This is a genomic window from Candidatus Coatesbacteria bacterium (assembly GCA_014728225.1).
Classification (GTDB): domain Bacteria; phylum RBG-13-66-14; class RBG-13-66-14; order RBG-13-66-14; family RBG-13-66-14; genus WJLX01.
Map to the genome: position 1 here is coordinate 14,997 of WJLX01000124.1, position 15,105 is coordinate 30,101.

10 protein-coding genes are annotated in these 15,105 nt (G+C 65.6%); 5 read left to right on the top strand and 5 right to left on the bottom strand.

Annotated features, from left to right (window positions below; genetic code table 11):
- Positions 1 to 94 precede the first annotated feature (94 nt).
- The 5 genes from rpoD to GF399_08935 all read right to left on the bottom strand — a co-directional run bounded on the left by rpoD (position 95) and on the right by GF399_08935 (position 8,392).
- Positions 95 to 1,867 carry an RNA polymerase sigma factor RpoD gene (rpoD, locus tag GF399_08915; GenBank protein MBD3400440.1) on the bottom strand — a complete coding sequence of 591 codons (1,773 nt, stop codon included), beginning with the start codon at positions 1,865 to 1,867 and terminating at the stop codon, positions 95 to 97.
- A gap of 116 nt (positions 1,868 to 1,983) precedes the next feature.
- Complete coding sequence (locus GF399_08920; GenBank protein MBD3400441.1) at positions 1,984 to 3,765, bottom strand: DNA primase; 1,782 nt, start codon at positions 3,763 to 3,765, stop codon at positions 1,984 to 1,986.
- A 1,388-nt stretch (positions 3,766 to 5,153) separates the two neighbouring features.
- On the bottom strand, positions 5,154 to 6,116 hold the full coding sequence (locus GF399_08925; protein MBD3400442.1) for an MreB/Mrl family cell shape determining protein: 963 nt from the start codon (positions 6,114 to 6,116) through the stop codon (positions 5,154 to 5,156).
- Positions 6,117 to 6,264: 148 nt separating this feature from the next.
- Complete coding sequence (locus GF399_08930) at positions 6,265 to 7,554, bottom strand: hypothetical protein (GenBank protein MBD3400443.1); 1,290 nt, start codon at positions 7,552 to 7,554, stop codon at positions 6,265 to 6,267.
- Positions 7,555 to 7,600: 46 nt separating this feature from the next.
- Positions 7,601 to 8,392: a hypothetical protein gene (locus tag GF399_08935; GenBank protein MBD3400444.1), complete on the bottom strand. Its 792-nt coding sequence runs from the start codon at positions 8,390 to 8,392 to the stop codon at positions 7,601 to 7,603.
- Positions 8,393 to 8,998: 606 nt separating this feature from the next.
- Here GF399_08935 and GF399_08940 point away from each other — a divergent pair.
- From GF399_08940 to GF399_08960, 5 genes are all read left to right on the top strand, one after another.
- The gene (locus GF399_08940) at positions 8,999 to 9,670 is read left to right on the top strand and encodes a tetratricopeptide repeat protein (GenBank protein MBD3400445.1); all 672 of its coding nucleotides are present in this window, start codon (positions 8,999 to 9,001) and stop codon (positions 9,668 to 9,670) included.
- Between the two features lie 128 nt (positions 9,671 to 9,798).
- Positions 9,799 to 10,488, top strand: a complete 690-nt coding sequence (locus GF399_08945) for a hypothetical protein (GenBank protein ID MBD3400446.1) — start codon at positions 9,799 to 9,801, stop codon at positions 10,486 to 10,488.
- Complete coding sequence (locus tag GF399_08950) at positions 10,485 to 11,783, top strand: hypothetical protein (GenBank protein MBD3400447.1); 1,299 nt, start codon at positions 10,485 to 10,487, stop codon at positions 11,781 to 11,783. The genes GF399_08945 and GF399_08950 overlap by 4 nt, the downstream gene beginning before the upstream one ends.
- A gap of 354 nt (positions 11,784 to 12,137) precedes the next feature.
- Complete coding sequence (gene hemW, locus GF399_08955) at positions 12,138 to 13,265, top strand: radical SAM family heme chaperone HemW (protein ID MBD3400448.1); 1,128 nt, start codon at positions 12,138 to 12,140, stop codon at positions 13,263 to 13,265.
- A gap of 562 nt (positions 13,266 to 13,827) precedes the next feature.
- The gene (locus tag GF399_08960) at positions 13,828 to 15,030 is read left to right on the top strand and encodes a PQQ-binding-like beta-propeller repeat protein (protein MBD3400449.1); all 1,203 of its coding nucleotides are present in this window, start codon (positions 13,828 to 13,830) and stop codon (positions 15,028 to 15,030) included.
- Positions 15,031 to 15,105 lie beyond the last annotated feature (75 nt).

Below are 15,105 nucleotides of genomic sequence, written 5' to 3' on the forward strand. Positions count from 1 at the left end.
GCAAGAAGCGTGACGGCCCGGCGCAAGGCCGAGCCTGTCCGGCAACAAGAAAAACCGGGCCCGCGGGCCCGGTTTTTGGGGTTCGCAACCGTTGTCAGAGCTCCAAAAAGGCCTTGAGCTTGCTGGAGCGGCTGGGGTGGCGCAGCTTGCGCAGGGCCTTGGCCTCGATCTGGCGCACGCGCTCCCGGGTGACGTTGAAGATCGTGCCGACCTCGTCCAGGGTGCGGGGGCAGCCGTCGCCCACGCCGAAACGGAAGCGCAGCACCTTCTCCTCCCGCCGGGTCAGCGAGCCGAGGACGTTCTCGATCTTCTCGCTCATCATGGTGTAGGCGGCGGTGCGGGCCGGGCTGACGGCGTTCTTGTCCTCGACGAAGTCCGCCAGGTGGGAGTCCTCCTCCTGGCCGATCGGCGTCTCGAGGGAGATGGGTTCCTGGGCGATCTTGAGGATGCGCCGCACTTTGTCCGAGCTCATCCCCAGTTCGTCGGCGATCTCCGTCGGCGTGGGCTCGCGGCCCAGCTCGTGCAGCAGTTGCCGGCTGGTGCGGATGACTTTGTTGATGGCCTCGATCATGTGGACCGGGATGCGGATGGTGCGTGCCTGGTCGGCGATCGAGCGGGTGACGGCCTGGCGGATCCACCAGGTGGCGTAGGTCGAGAACTTGTAGCCCTTCTTGTAATCGAACTTGTCCACGGCGCGCATCAGGCCGATGTTGCCCTCCTGGATCAGGTCGAGGAAGTGCAGGCCTCGGTTGGTGTACTTCTTGGCGATCGAGACGACGAGGCGGACGTTGCTCTTGACCAGCATCATCTTGGCGTCGTGGACCTCCTGGCGTCCCTCGCGGATGCGGGCCACGACCTCGCGCAGCTCGTCGGCGTTCATGCCGACCTGGCGCTCGACCTGGCGGACCTTCTCGACGGCCTTGCGGATGCGCTGGATGGTCCGGTTGAGGCTTTCCTCGTTGAGGTTGTATTTGTCGCGGAAACCGTCGACCTGGGGGTGTTCGCCCTGGTCGGCGTCGACCAGGGTGTAGGCCTGTTCCTGGGTCAGATCGAAGCGGCGGCAGACCGCGCGCAAATCGCGTTTCTTGATGTTGATCAGCTTGAGCAGATCGATGATCCGGTCGGCGAAGCGGATGATCTGGCGCGGCGAGAACTTGACGTGGAGCAGCAGCTCGCGGATACGCTGCTCGTGGGCTTCGATCTGGAGCGGATCGATCTCGAGGCCTTCCTCGCGGGCCAGGCGCTGGGCGTCGGTGATCTTGAGGTGCTCGGCGTAGGCGTCGCCGAGGAACTTGCAGGTCTTGCGGATGTATTCCTTTTGCTTGTAGAGGGGCAGGCGGCCCTCGGCGTTGATCTTGACCACCTTTTCGATTTTCAGTTCGCCCTGGCGCAGTTTATCGGAGAGGGCGTCGAGGTCGTGGTGGGTGGAATAGACGCTGAAGACGGCATCCTGGATCACGTTCTGACCGTACTCGATGCGCTTGGCCAGCTCGATCTCGCCCTCGCGGGAGAGCAGGGGCACCCGACCCATCTCGCGCAGGTAGAGGCGGACGGGGTCGTCGGTGCGGACCTTCTCGGCCTCGGAGAGGGCCTTGGAATACTCCTTGGCCAGGGCGCTCTCCCTGTCCTCCTCGGTGTCCCGGGTGATCTGGGCCTTGGAGTTGTCGATGATCTCGATGTCCATCTCATCGAAGAGCATCAACAGCTCATCGATCTGCTCCGGGTTGACGACATCGTCGGGCAGGGCGTCGTAGAGCTCGGAATAGGTCAGGCTGCCCTTGTCCCGGGCGTTGCGGATCAGCTTCTCGATGTCCTCGGTCGCGGGGATGTTGAACCCGTGTTCCTTGCTTTGGGTGTCTTCGGTCATCACGTCCTCGGGGTTGCGTTTATCATCCAGACGCGGGGTGGGATGGAGAATAGGTTTTATGAGCGTCGTTTTCGATGGAAAAGCTGCGCTATGCTACGTCGAAAGTTAGTATAGCGTTAAGACTTGCGCTTTTCCAGCTCCTCTTTGCGTTGCAGCAGCTCTTCGATCCGCGCCCGGTCGTCGACCCGGTAGGCCTCGCGTAGCTCGGCGCGCAACCGCAACTGCTCGGCGCGGAGGGATTGCTGACGCAGGCTGGCCAGGCAGGCTTCGAGGGCCTCGTCGCGTTCATCGTCTTCCAGGACTCCATCAACGGCTTCATAGAAGACCGGGCGAAGGTTCTCGTCCAGCTCGGCGGCGGCGGCGGGAATCGGCGGCGGGGCGTCGTCGTCCCAACGGGCGGCGAATTCCACCGCCGGGCGGAACTCGACGGGAAAGTCGGTCACCGTCGACTCGGCCAGTATCCGGCGCCCGCACGCGGTGTCGTTGAACAGCAGCCAGAGCAGCAGGCTCACGTCCCGCCGCAGCTTGACGTCTGGGCGGCGAGCAGGTGGCTTCCGCTGAGCGGCGGACCGGTCGTCGCTGCGCCGCGCCCGGCCCTCGCGACCACGGCGCACACTGTCGCGCAGATCGGCCCGCAGGGCGCTTTGGGTCACCCCGAGCTTGCCGGCGAAGCGATCGATCAGCAGATCGACGGCCACGCGCTCGCGCAGCAGCAGTAGCAGTTCGGCCAGCTCGTCCACCAGGGCCAGCTTATCCGCGGTGGAGTTCAGGTCGTAGCGGGCCACCAGGCTGCGGGTGAGGAAATCGTCCAGCTCGAGGGCCCCGTTCAGCAGCTCGTCGACGGCGGCGCGACCGCCCTCCCGGGCCACGTCGTCGGGATCACCGCCCGCCGCCGGCACGGCCACCCGCACGGCCAGGTCGGCGTTGACCAGTCCGGCCAACGAGCGCAGGGCGGCGGACTGGCCGGCGCTGTCGCCGTCGAAGATCACGGTCACGCCGTGATCGCCGGCGAAGCGGCCCAGCAGTTTGGCCTGCTCACCGGTCAGCGCCGTACCCAGGGGGGCCACGGCGGTGGCCGCATCGACGGCGTGGAGGCTGATGACGTCCAGGTAGCCCTCGACCAACATAGCCGGCGCCTGGCGCATACCCTTGCGGGCCAGGTCCAGGCCGTAGAGGAGCTCGCCCTTGTGGTAAAGTGGGGTTTCCGGGGAGTTGAGGTACTTGGGGGCTCGCTCGTCACCGGAGAGGTCGCGGCCGCCGAAGCCCACGACCCGTCCGCGCACGTCGCGCACCGGAAAGACCACCCGGTCGCGCAGGCGGTCGTAGAGCCTGCCGCTGCGCTCGCTGCGGGCGCAGAGACCCGCCTTGAGCAACTGTTCCTCCCGCGCCCCGGACCTGCTCAGGGCCTTGGTCAGCTCGTCCCAGGCCGGCGGAGCCAGCCCCAGGCCGAAGCGCTTGATCTGGGTCGCCGGAACCCGGCGCCGTTCGAGGAACTCCCGCCCACGGCTGCCGGCCTCCGAATCGAGCAACCGGGTGTAGAAGGCCGCCGCGCGCTCCAACAGCTCCAGCAGACCCTCGCGTTCACCCCGCCGGGCGTCGGAGCCGGTCTCGGTGAGGGTGATGTTGTACTTGCGCGCCAGCAGCCGCACGGCCTCGACGAAGCCGAGGTTCTCCATCTCCATCACGAAGCTGAAGACGTCGCCGCCGACGCCGCAGCCGAAGCAGTGGTAGAACTGCCGCGCCGCGTTGACGTTGAAGGAGGGGGTCTTCTCCTCGTGGAAGGGGCAGAGTCCGACATGGTTCTGCCCCCGCCGCTTCAACTGGACGTACTCACCGACGACGGCGACGATGTCGGCCGCCCAGCGCACACGATCAATGCTGGCGTCGTCGATGGCCACGGCGCCTTGTGTTTGGAACGTGAGGCAAGTTAGTCGCTCATTTACCCTCTGTCAAGTAAGAATTTTAGATTGTAGCAAAAAGCCGGCTCTATTAACAGACCGGAAATCTGCTTTTCTCATTGACGGCTGCTATTCGAGGTAAAGCGAAGCGGTAAAGCGAACGCTGAAAACGACCCCCGGCGGTTGCACTGCCCAAACGAAGCCGTAGCGCCCCCGGAACCGGCACGGTTTTTGCATCTCGGCGCACGTGCGAGCGGCAGCGACGGTCCGCCTCCGCAAAAACCGTGCCGGTTCCGGGGGCTGATCCGCCGCGGTCCCGGGGGTAGCGGGAGGCGGTCGTTTTCAGCGTTCGCTTTACCACGGCGGTCAGTTTATCTTGCGTAGAATGGGTAGGGATCGCTTCGGCAATAGACCCATACGTATCGAGACCTTTCTTTGCGATCATATACCCCGTCTGGAGCGGATCATGCTGGTAATCTGCTGATAATGCGAGCGATGATCCTCACATGGCTGTCACAAAGCGCGTAGTCATAAAGTGACGGATAACATAGGCGGGAACTAAAAGGAGGGTCAGATAACAGCAGGTTTGCCTATACCCGGGCGACGGTTGGCGATCGATGTCTAAGTCATCTAATAACAACCAGTATGGGCATACGAAGCGCGTGTTTGATCAACAACGCAGTATCTCCGGTGGGTGGAGAAGACCGGTTAAACCGCGCATAGTTAGTCTGATTTGATCCGATCAGGTTATCTGTTCTCCTTACTTTTTAACAGGCTCCTAGCGGCGAGCGGTCAAGTAATGTTGGTATTAAGATCACCGAACGAGTGTGAACCTGCAAAGACCCGTGAGATAACTAGAGAAAGGCAGTTGGAAGGGATTCACGGTAAAAACGGCTCTAACTAGCGGGGGCTGTTCGCTCCATCGCCGGGCGCTGGTTATCTTATCGAGGAGCGTCAGGTAGCCTTATCATTCGAGATCAGCCATTCAGGACTGTTCAGCGGAAACCTCATCGGAAACCTCATCGGAAACCCGAAAGCGATCGGTAACGTTTTGTGTAGCTAGGGCGGGGCATGAGCGGTTTTTAACGTCGTGATACCGGTTCGGGCGGCCTGTCAACCGTTGCCCGAGCTTTCCCCCAGCGGTTCTCTTCGCGGTTAGGCTGCGGCATACACACTTCGTCGAATACTCTGGAGGTTTACGAGGCCGCGAGCGGTTAGGTCACGCGGTTACTCAGGTTTAGAAAACTGGTACGGGCGATGAGCCGGGCGGCCCGTGATCAAAGACCAGTAGTATAGCGCATGCTGGGCTCCCCTTGTTTTGCGGATCACATAATCAGGCGCTCCCCGGCGGGGAGCGCTGAGAGGTTGTGTCCGGTGTGGCGGGGGTATCAACTGGGGACCAGATTGAACAGCCGTTTGTAGCGGTAGAAGTCGGAGAGGATCATCCCCAGGCCTTCGATGATGGTATGCAGGGGTTTGGGGGCCAGGCGGACCTCGAGGTTGGTTTCTTCGTGGATGGCCTGGTCCAGGCCGTGGAGCAGGGCGCCGCCGCCGGTGAGGTTGACGCCGCTTTCGACGATGTCGGCGGCCAGTTCGGGCGGAGTGCGTTCGAGGGTGGAGCGGACGGCGCCGATGACCGATGAGACGGTTTCGCGCAGGGCCTGGAAGACCTCGTTGGATGACAGCTCGACGGTGTTGGGGATGCCGGTGATCATGTTACGGCCCTTGACGGCCATGGTTCGTTCATCGTCGAGGCGGACGGCGGTGCCGATGTTGATCTTGATCTGTTCGCAGATCTGCTCACCGACGAAGACGCTGTAGTGGTTGCGCAGGTAGCGGTCGATGGCGGCGTCCATATCGTCGCCACCGATCTTGCGCGATTCGCTGACCACGACGCCGCCGAGGCTCATCACGGCGACCTCGGTGGTGCCGCCGCCGACGTCGACGACGATGGAGCCCGCCGAGGCCTCGATGGGCAGTTGCATACCCACAGCGGCGGCGATGGGTTCCTCGATGAGGTAGATTTCGCGGACGCCGGCGTTTTTGAGGGAATCGCGCACGGCGCGTTTTTCGACCTCGGTGATGCCCGACGGGACGCAGGCCAGGGCCCGGGGTTTGACGACGGAGGAGCCCTGCAGGCAGATGCGCAAAAAGCCCTTGAGCATCAGTTCGGCCGTTTGGTAGTCGGCGATCACGCCGTCCTTGAGCGGGCGGATGGCCCGGATGTTGGGCGGTGTACGGCCGAGCATCCGTTTGGCGGCGGTGCCCAGGGCTTCGATCTGCTTGTACTCGTTGACGGCGATGACCGAGGGCTCCTCGACGACGACCCCGGCGTCTTCGAGGTAGACCATGGTGTTGGTCGTGCCCAGGTCGAGGGCCACGTAGCGGGGCAGGATTTTGCGAAAGATCAAGGCGGTCTGCCCTGGTTGTCGGGGTGGGTCAGCGGTTAGTTAAGCGTTGATACGACGCGGTCTTCGGCCGCCGTAGCGGGGCGATGGCCTATTCCTCGAGCAGCTTGCGGCATTCCTCGGCCGCCGTTTCCAGCAGGTAGATGGTCTCGCGCAGATTGATGTTGCGGCGCTTGAGGCGCAGTTCGGTGCCGATGACCTCGAGGGTGATCGAGTGTTCGACGCCTTCGCCACTCTTGACCTCAACGGCGGCGGCCGCCGGCCGGGCGGTGGGGGCGGGCCGGGGTTCGGGAACCCTTTCTTCGGCGGGTTCGATAAACGGGGTTTCCTCTTCCGGCGAGGAGTCGAAGGCGGGAACGTCGGCGGCTGCGGGAGCCGTTTGGGGTTCGGGCTCGGCGTCGAAGCTGGGTACCTCGCTGGGTTTGACCGGTTCCTCGGGCAGCGCCGGTTCGGCGTCGAAGCTGGGCACGCTTTCCGTGGCGGCTGCAGGTGCCGCCTCGGGTTCGGGCTCGGCGTCGAAGCTGGGCACCTCGGCGGCGGGCTCGGCGGTTTCGTCGGGCGGCTCGGCGGCCGGGGCGGAGTCGAAGGCCGGAACGCTGAACTCCTCGGTTTCCTCTGAGGGTGGAGCGGCGGGTTCGGCGACCGGTTCTGCGGGCTCGCCGGGCACCTCGGCGGCGGGGGCGGAATCGAAGGCCGGGACGACGAACTCGTCCTCCCCCTCATCTCCCTCGGTGACGGCCGGTGCGGGTTCGGGTTCCGACGGTGCGGGTTCGGGTTCCGACGGTGCGGGTTCGGGTTCCGGCGGTGCGGGAGCGGGCTGTGGGACCGGCTCGGCGGCCGGGGCGGAGTCGAAGTCCGGGACGACGAACTCGTCGGTTTCGTCCGTGCTTTCCGCGGGCGGGGCGCTGGGTTCGGCGGCCGCGGGCTCTGGCGGGGCGGGGAGCGGGGGCTCATCGTCGACGGTCCGGGTGGCGTCGCCGAGGATCTCGTCCCAGATGCCCGAGGTGGGTTCATCGGGGGCGGGACCGGTGGACTCCTCGAGACTCGCCTCGGGGGTGGCGGGCCGGGGCTCGCCGGGAGGCGGCGCGGGTACCGGACGGGCTTCGCTCGCCGGCGGGGGCGTCGGGGTTGCGGCCGGTCGGCTCGACGGGGGCGGGGGTGGTGGCGGAGCGCCCGCACCGGAGCGGCTCGGCGGCGGGGGCGGCTTGGCGGCGCCCGCGGGCTTCGGCGGTGGGGGCGCGGCGTCCTTGTCGGTCGGGGTCTTCTCGGGGGCGTCCGGCGCCAGCTTGTTGAAATCCCCAAACTTGAGGCTGTCCTTGAGCTTGGCCGAACGCTCGGCGTTGCGCCGTCGGATCTCCTCGATGTAGTTCTGGTCAACCATATCCTGTCCTTGTTCGAATAGCTCTTGTTATCGGGCGCCGGATCCGCTAGATGAAGACGAAGCCGCGAACGATCTTTTCCAGATCGCTTTTATAGATGTGGTATTCCTCGTAGGAGACCTCGCCGATCAGGGAGTAGACGAAGTCGTTTTTCACGTAGAAGGCCACCAAGCGCATGTCGGCCTGGGTTTCCCGGCTGTGGGTGACCTTGAGCAGGTAGTAGCTGCCCTTGAGGTCGCCGGAGTCCAGGGTCTCGATGGGCTGCCAGGTGTCGACATTGTAGGGATGATCGGGGTTGAGGGCGTAGGCGATTATCCGCTCGAAGGACTGTCGAGCGACCGTTTCGGCGACCCGGTTCTGGCCCTCGGGCAGCTTGAGCTTGCCGACACGGACGTTGACGACGTCACGGTCGGCGTCGAAGAGGGTCAATCGGGCGATCTCGCCGGCGTTGAGCCACATCTCGTCGGTGAAATCGTCGATGCGGTTGTAGCTCAGTTGGCCGCCGTGGATGAAATCCCAGTTGGTGTTGGGACGCAGGAGCTGGAAGCCCTCGGCGTAGTAGTTGATCAGGTTTTCGTCGATGTCCAGCTCGGCGGTGTCGACGGAGACCGGCGTCGTCGGGTTGTCCTCGGCCGGGGCGGCCTCTTCGTCGCCGTCACGGTCGAGGAAGAACACCAGCCAGACGACGACGGCCATCGCCGCGCCGAGGAGGATGATATGGGTGATCGAGCCGTATTTGGAGCCGCTGGAACGACGGCGGAAACGCACCCGGGGTTCGCCGGGTTTGCGGTCCTCGACGATTTCAGCGTCGGACTGATCACGATCGCGGGGTGGCGTCATCGGTCGTTTGGTCCCTGTTCGGTTGGTTACTCGAGGTGTCAACGAGCCGGCGAGAAGGTTGGCCGTGCCCATTGGGGATGCACCACCCCCTGGGTGGGCGTCCTGGTTGAGCCCTCCCGGCGGCAGCGCTGTGGAGCTTCTCGCGCTGCGGGTCGGCTCGTTGGTTGGTCTGCCGATGCTCGTCGGCCCGACGCGACAACAAGGCGCTTGTTTCGGTCAGCTTCGTCGAGCAATGGTATTTATTATCATGGTTAACTTACCTGCATTCCCCTTAATTGTCAAGGGTTTTTGACAATATCAACTACTCGGAAAGCCCGCTCACGGGCCCGGATAACAACAGCAACAGCTCGAGCCCCCGCCGTTGTTGCCAACAACCGGCCGGGCCGCTGATCGATTATCGTCCATTATGTCAAGGCGTTGCGCAATTGGCGTCCCCCCGAACACAGGGCGTCGACGGCGCGGTATCCGCCGCGCCGAACCGTCGCCGGCGGGCTCGAAGGGCCCCGGTCGGCACGTCTTGACGCCGTCGCCGGACCCGGCTAGAATACCACCGAACGAACGACGCCCACCATCTCGACGGCCGATCACTACCACTCCGGGGGTTCCGTGTCGAAAACACTCGCCATCCCGTTGATCATCGCCTTATCGGGCACCGCCTGCTTTCTGGACTCCTCCGGCGGCAATACCGCTTCCTCCGCGCAAAGCGAAAAGGAAGACGGCGGTGTCAGCACCGTCGCCGACAGCGCAACCTCGGAGCTGGCCCGCCTGCTCGAGGCCGGCAACGAGGCCCTGGCCGCCGGCGACCTGCGCGCCGCCACCGATTACTACGAGGACGCCGAGGAACTGGCCCCCGAAGACCCCTTCGTCAAGAACAACCTCGGCCTGGTCTCGATGGAGAAGGGCTACTACTCCCTGGCCGCCAGCCACTTCCGCGAAGCCCTCGACCTGCTGCCCTACTACTACAAGGCCCATAACAATCTGGGCAACTGCTATTACCACATGGAGTACTACGATCTGGCCCGCGACGCCTACGAAGAAGCGCTGCGGATCAAGCCCGACTACGCTTTGGCCCACTGGAACTACGCCATGTTGCTGGAGAAGACCGGCGAGGAGCTCGACGCCATCCGTCACTGGCAGCGCTATATCAGTCTGGCCGAAGGCGAGGGCGACGCCGCCTTCGCCCGGGACCGTATCGCCGCCCTGCGCGACAGCGCCGAAAACGGCGGCGATGTGGGCGCCAGCGCCGAAGAGCTCGAAGCCGGTTACGACATCGACTAACCCCGCGCGGGGTTCCAAACCGGCGCCGCGCGGCGCGATCGACGTTGTTACTCCGCAGCACGGGTTTCGCTTACCGGCAACGGGCTTCTATGCCGAAGACAAGTTCGACGAAAGACCAGCGACCCCCCATGCCGATACGCCGCCCAGCTTTGCCCCCCGTCATCCTCCTAGTCTGTCTGGCGGGCTGCCGGACCGCGGAGAACAGCGTCGAGGTCGTCGCCCTGCCGCCGCGGGCGCCCCTGGGCGACCGTCCGGCAGCGCTGGACATCGCGGCCGGCGAAGCCGTCGAAGTCCGCGGTCCCTGCAGCGATACGGGAGCCCTGAGCTATCTCGAGGTTTTTCTACCCGCCGACGACGGTGTCTACCGCAACGTCTACTATCTCACCGAGCGCCGACCGGACCTCGACGGCGAGCTGCTGTGCTTGCACGGCGCCGTCGTCGTCGAGACCGACGTCTACGGCTACGCCCTGAAGCTGGACGGCGGAACCGTCGAGGTCCTGGACATCCAACCGCCGCGTCCCCTTCTGCCGCCGGCGGCCCTGAGCGACCTGGCCGGCGTGGACCTGGACCCCCTCTCCAAGCATCCCGAACACAACGGTGATTACCGGCCGACTGCGGCCGAGCTGGCCGAGCTGGCCTGGGAGGCCGTCGATTACGAACCGGCGACGGGACGGTGGTTGTTACGTTCCCAACGGCTGCCCCTGCCGCCCTTCGCCGATCCGCAACTCGAGCGCTGGCTGACGGTCTTCGCCCTGGTGGACGCCGATGGAGCGCCGCTCCAGCTCTGGGTCGGCGTCCGCGGCAGCTTCGCCGAATGAACCCGCCGCCGACAGCCCCCTCCGCCGAACGCAACGCCCGGGAGAAACCGCCCCTGCTGCGCCGCCTGGGCGGCCTCGTCGGCGGTTTTTGGCATAAGCTGAAGGGCCGCGAAGCCCGTCGTCTGCTCAGGGACGTCATCCTGGCCCTGGTCGCCGCCTTCACCCTGTTCTCGCTCTACAACCTGCGGGTCCAGTTCCCGCGGAGCCGTTTCGCCGTCTATCCCCGGCTGGGCGGGTATTTCGCCTACCGGGGCTGTCTGTGCGCCCATTCGGACTATGGCGAGGGGCGGTCCTCCTACAGCCGGATCGCCCGCTACGCCGATGAGGCCGGGCTGGATTTCGTCGTCGTCACCGACGAGAACACCATGGAAGCCCGCATGGACGGCAAGGTCGGCAGCTACGGTGATTTCTTCGTCTTCTGCGGTGCCGAGCTGAGCCGTCCCGAGGGGCGGATGTGGTTCCTTGGGCCCCGGGACATGCCGACGAACAACGATCTCAACGGCGCCACCTCGACGCTGTTGGCCCGCCTGGACGAGCACCTGACCGTGATCGCCATGCCCCAGGACCCCCGGGAGCCCTGGACCGATCTTTCCCTGGCCGGCTTCGACGCCCTCGAAGTGGTCAACCTGACGAGCCTCTGGCGCACCGCCGACCCCTGGAACTGGATCCAGGCGGCCAGCGCCAACCTGTTCGACGGTCCGGGCTCCCTGGCCCGGCTGGGCATCGACCGCGCCCCCTTCCTGCTCTGGGACCGGCTGACCGCCGAGCGCCCCGTCGTCGGCCTGAGCTCCGTCGACGTCCGCGGCCGGACCAAGGTGATCGGCGACTGGTACATCAAGACGCCGAGCTACGAGGACGCCTTCCGCACCCTGCAGACCTACGTGCTGCTACCCCAGCGCTTGCCCCGCAACCCCAACAAGGCTTTCGACGAGCTGACCGCCGCCCTCGAAGCCGGACACTGCTTCGGCTGCCTGGCGCCGATCGGCGACGGCGCCGGCTTCCGCTTCACCGCCTCCCAGGGCGAAGCCTTCGCCATCATGGGCGACGAGCTGACCATCGATCCCCTGCGCGGCGAGCCGGTAAACCTGGAAGCCTACTGCCCACCCCGGGACGGCGTCTATCTGCTGCTCTACCGCGACGGTGAGATTATCCGCCGCGTCGAGGACCGCCGCTTAAGCCATCTGACCAGCCAGCCCGGCGTCTACCGCATCGAGGCCTGGGTGACCTCGCCCAGCCTGCCCTTCGGACACGTCCAGCGCCTCTGGCTCTACTCCAATCCGATCTATCTGCGCTGAGCCGCCCGCCCCCTGAAAACGACCACAGCAGCTATCAACGTGGCCGCGACCGGAACTGGCACGGTTTTTGCGGAGGCGGCCCGTTGTCATCGGTTCAACGGTCGCCGAGGTGCAAAAACCGTGCCAGTTCCGGTCGCATCAAGTCGAAGAGCGCGGTTCTCGGCTGGTCGTTTTCAGGGGGCGGGCGGTGGTGGGGACCGTAGAGGTCTTGACTCGCCACACGCTGGTTGAAGGTCTGAAATCAGTCGCTGGTGTGATATCGACCGGCCAACCCAATTCGACCATTCCAGGCCGCTGGCGGTTAGCGACCCAGAACTGTTGTCTTTCAAAATCCCGGTCGTCAGTGGAACGATCATGACCCGACGCTTCGGTATCTACCTCCATGTGCCCCTCTGCCGGCGGCGCTGTCGCTACTGCGACTTCTGCAGCCGTACCGTCGACGATCAAGCGCTGATCGACCGGGTGGCCGAGGCGCTGTCGATCCAGGTATCACGGGCCGAACCGTTGTTCGGCAACACCTTGTACATCGGCGGCGGCACCCCCAACCTGCTGTCCGCCGCGGCGCTGATGGACCTGATCGCCCGCACGCGGGAGCGCTTCGACCTGCCGACGGGGGCCGAGGTGAGCTGCGAGGCCAACCCGGCGGCCAACCGCGATCCCGGCTATCTGGCGGCGCTGGTACGCTCCGGCCTGACCCGGCTCTCCGTCGGCTTCCAGTCCTTCGACGACGCCGAGCTGCGCCTCCTCGGCCGCCTGCACGACGCCGGGGCAACGGACATCTTCGGCAACGCCCGCCGGGCCGGCGTCGAGTCCCTGTCCGTCGACCTGCTCTACGGCCTGCCCGGACAGCGGCCGGCGACCTTTCGGCGCTCCCTGGAGCGAGCCCTCGCCCTGGACGTCGACCACCTGTCCCTCTACGCCCTCAAGCTGGAGCCCGGAACGGACCTGGCCGCCGCCGTAGAGCGCGGTGAGCTCCCGGCGCCGGATCCCGACGCCGCCGCCGACTGCTATGAAACGGCCCTCGAAGTCCTCGACGACGCCGGCTACCGGCAGTACGAGATCTCCAACTTCGCCCGGCCGGGTCGGCGCTGCCGTCACAACGAACACTACTGGCGCGCCGGGCCCTTCATCGGCCTGGGGCCTTCGGCCATCGGCGACGACGGTGAACGGCGGCGGCGGGTGACCGACGACGTCGCGGCCTGGCTGGCGGCTGTCGAGACCGGCGCCGAACCGGCGGTCGAACTCGAGACACCGAGGGAAAGTGAGCGCCGGATCGAATTCGCCATGCTGGCCCTGCGCACCCGGGAGGGCCTGTCGCGAGCGACCTTCCGACGCCGCTTCGGCCTCGAGGTCGAGGCGGCCTTTCCCGGGTTGACGCCCCACCTGGAGGCCGGAGCCCTCGAGGAGGTCGGGGACTCCCTGCGCCTGGCGCGGGCGAGCCAGCTCGTCGCCGACCGCATCCTGGCCGACTTGTTCAACTGAGGGCGACCGCGGGAGCGGGGCGCCGCCGGACCAGGAACCTGACCATGAGCCGGACCAGGCCGGTACCAAGCCCGGATGCAAGCGGCTGAAGACAAGCCTAATCCATTGACAGTGTAACCTTTTGGCGATATACTCCCTACATGGATACACAGGCCCCGTCGGGGCCGCCGACAGCCCTACAGCGGTAGAGGCCTCAACGGACGCGGGAGGGCCTGAAACCCGCATCTCTGCAGCGGTCGTGCGCGGATCATGCGGGGGGCAGACGGGTTAGTGGCCTCAGCGGACGCGGGAGGGCCTGAACCCCGCATCTCTGCAGCGGTCGTGCGCGAATCATGCGCGGATCATGCAGGGGTCAGACGGGTTAGAAACCTCACCGGACGCGGGAGGGCCTGAAACCCGCATCTCTGCAGCGGTCGTGCGCGGATCATGCGGGGGTCAGACGGGTTAGTGGCCTCAGCGGACGCGGGGAGGAAATTTGACTAGTTCGAGGATGCCGGTCTACGATGCTCGAGGTAATCGGGAACCGTCCGCCCGCCGGCGGGCGCGGACCACGGGGTGAGCGATGCCGAAGCACATCAAGATCTCGCAGGAAGAGCTGGAGCTGATCCGCAAGGGCGCCCTGGCTGAAGTCGACCGCCTGATGGTCAAGCTCAAGGACACCATCAACAGCTATTTCCTGCGCTTCCGCGCCGAAGATGTCCATACCTGGAGCTGCTACCGGGGCAATCCCGGCCACACCGGAACCATCGGCCCCACCGCCGAGGCGCTCAAAGGCGAACCGGCCTTCACCTACGAGGTCGGTGACGGCATCGTCACCGCCCCCACCCTGACCCCGGATCACATCCTGACCGCTGCCGGCGGCGGCAACGAGCTGCACTGCATCGACCTGCAGAGCGGCGAGCGTTCCTGGGCCCTGAAGCTCGAGCACGAGATCACCACCCCGGCGGCCATCGGCTGGGACGGCTACGTCTACATCGCCGCCGCCGACCGCCAGGTCTATTCCATCGGCATCGAAAGCGGCCTGATCCGCTGGAGCTTCAGCGTCGACGACCGCATCCTGCAGACCCCCTGCCTCCACGAGGAATCCCTCTTCCTGACCACCCAGGAGGGTTACCTGGTGGCCGTCGACACCACCCGGGGCATGCTGAAGTGGATCAGCCCCTGGGAGTCGGCCTTCAGCGAGCCCACCATCGGCCGCGGCGTCCTCTACCTCAGTACCTACGACGGTTGTCTGATGAGCGTCTACATCGGCTCCGGCGATATCCGTTGGAAGACCGAATCCTACGGCAACGCCGGCAGCTCCGCCGCCTTCTACGACAACAAGCTCTACTTCTCCATCCCCGAAACGGCCGGGGAGCTCGAGGACAAGCTGGGCTCCAACCGGCCCTACCTCCTCGTGATCGACGCCCACACCGGCGAGCTGCTCTGGAAGCACGAGACCATCGCCTCGCTGATCTCCACCCCGGCGGTCTTCAACGGCCGCGTCTACACCGTGGCCCAGAACTACCTCGAGGCCCTCTCCGCCGTTGACGGACAGAAGGTCTGGCGGGCGGCCACCAAGACACCGATCCGCACCAGCCCCGTGGTGACCGATGACCTCGTCTATGTGGTGACCAAGGGCGACCTGCTCCACGCCTTCGATATCTTCCAGGGTGAGGAGACCTGGAGCCACCAGCTTCCCGCGGCCTGCGTCGGCTCGCCGGCCTACAGCTCCGGCCGCCTCGTCCTGACCGCCGAGGACGGCAAGCTCTACGCCTTCAAGTAGGAAGCCGACAACCGAGACGGGGCAACGCTCCCACTGCGGGATGGTGGCGCCGAGTCTGGTCAGCTTCGCTGTGAC

What these genes read in the sequence shown, in the direction of transcription:
- hemW (MBD3400448.1), top strand. Translation starts at nt 12,138, where the DNA reads ATGACCCGACGCTTCGGTATCTACCTCCATGTGCCCCTCTGCCGGCGG.
- GF399_08930 (MBD3400443.1), bottom strand. Translation starts at nt 7,554, where the DNA reads ATGGTTGACCAGAACTACATCGAGGAGATCCGACGGCGCAACGCCGAG.
- rpoD (MBD3400440.1), bottom strand. Translation starts at nt 1,867, where the DNA reads ATGACCGAAGACACCCAAAGCAAGGAACACGGGTTCAACATCCCCGCG.
- GF399_08925 (MBD3400442.1), bottom strand. Translation starts at nt 6,116, where the DNA reads ATGGTCTACCTCGAAGACGCCGGGGTCGTCGTCGAGGAGCCCTCGGTC.
- GF399_08960 (MBD3400449.1), top strand. Translation starts at nt 13,828, where the DNA reads ATGCCGAAGCACATCAAGATCTCGCAGGAAGAGCTGGAGCTGATCCGC.
- GF399_08950 (MBD3400447.1), top strand. Translation starts at nt 10,485, where the DNA reads ATGAACCCGCCGCCGACAGCCCCCTCCGCCGAACGCAACGCCCGGGAG.
- GF399_08945 (MBD3400446.1), top strand. Translation starts at nt 9,799, where the DNA reads ATGCCGATACGCCGCCCAGCTTTGCCCCCCGTCATCCTCCTAGTCTGT.
- GF399_08935 (MBD3400444.1), bottom strand. Translation starts at nt 8,392, where the DNA reads ATGACGCCACCCCGCGATCGTGATCAGTCCGACGCTGAAATCGTCGAG.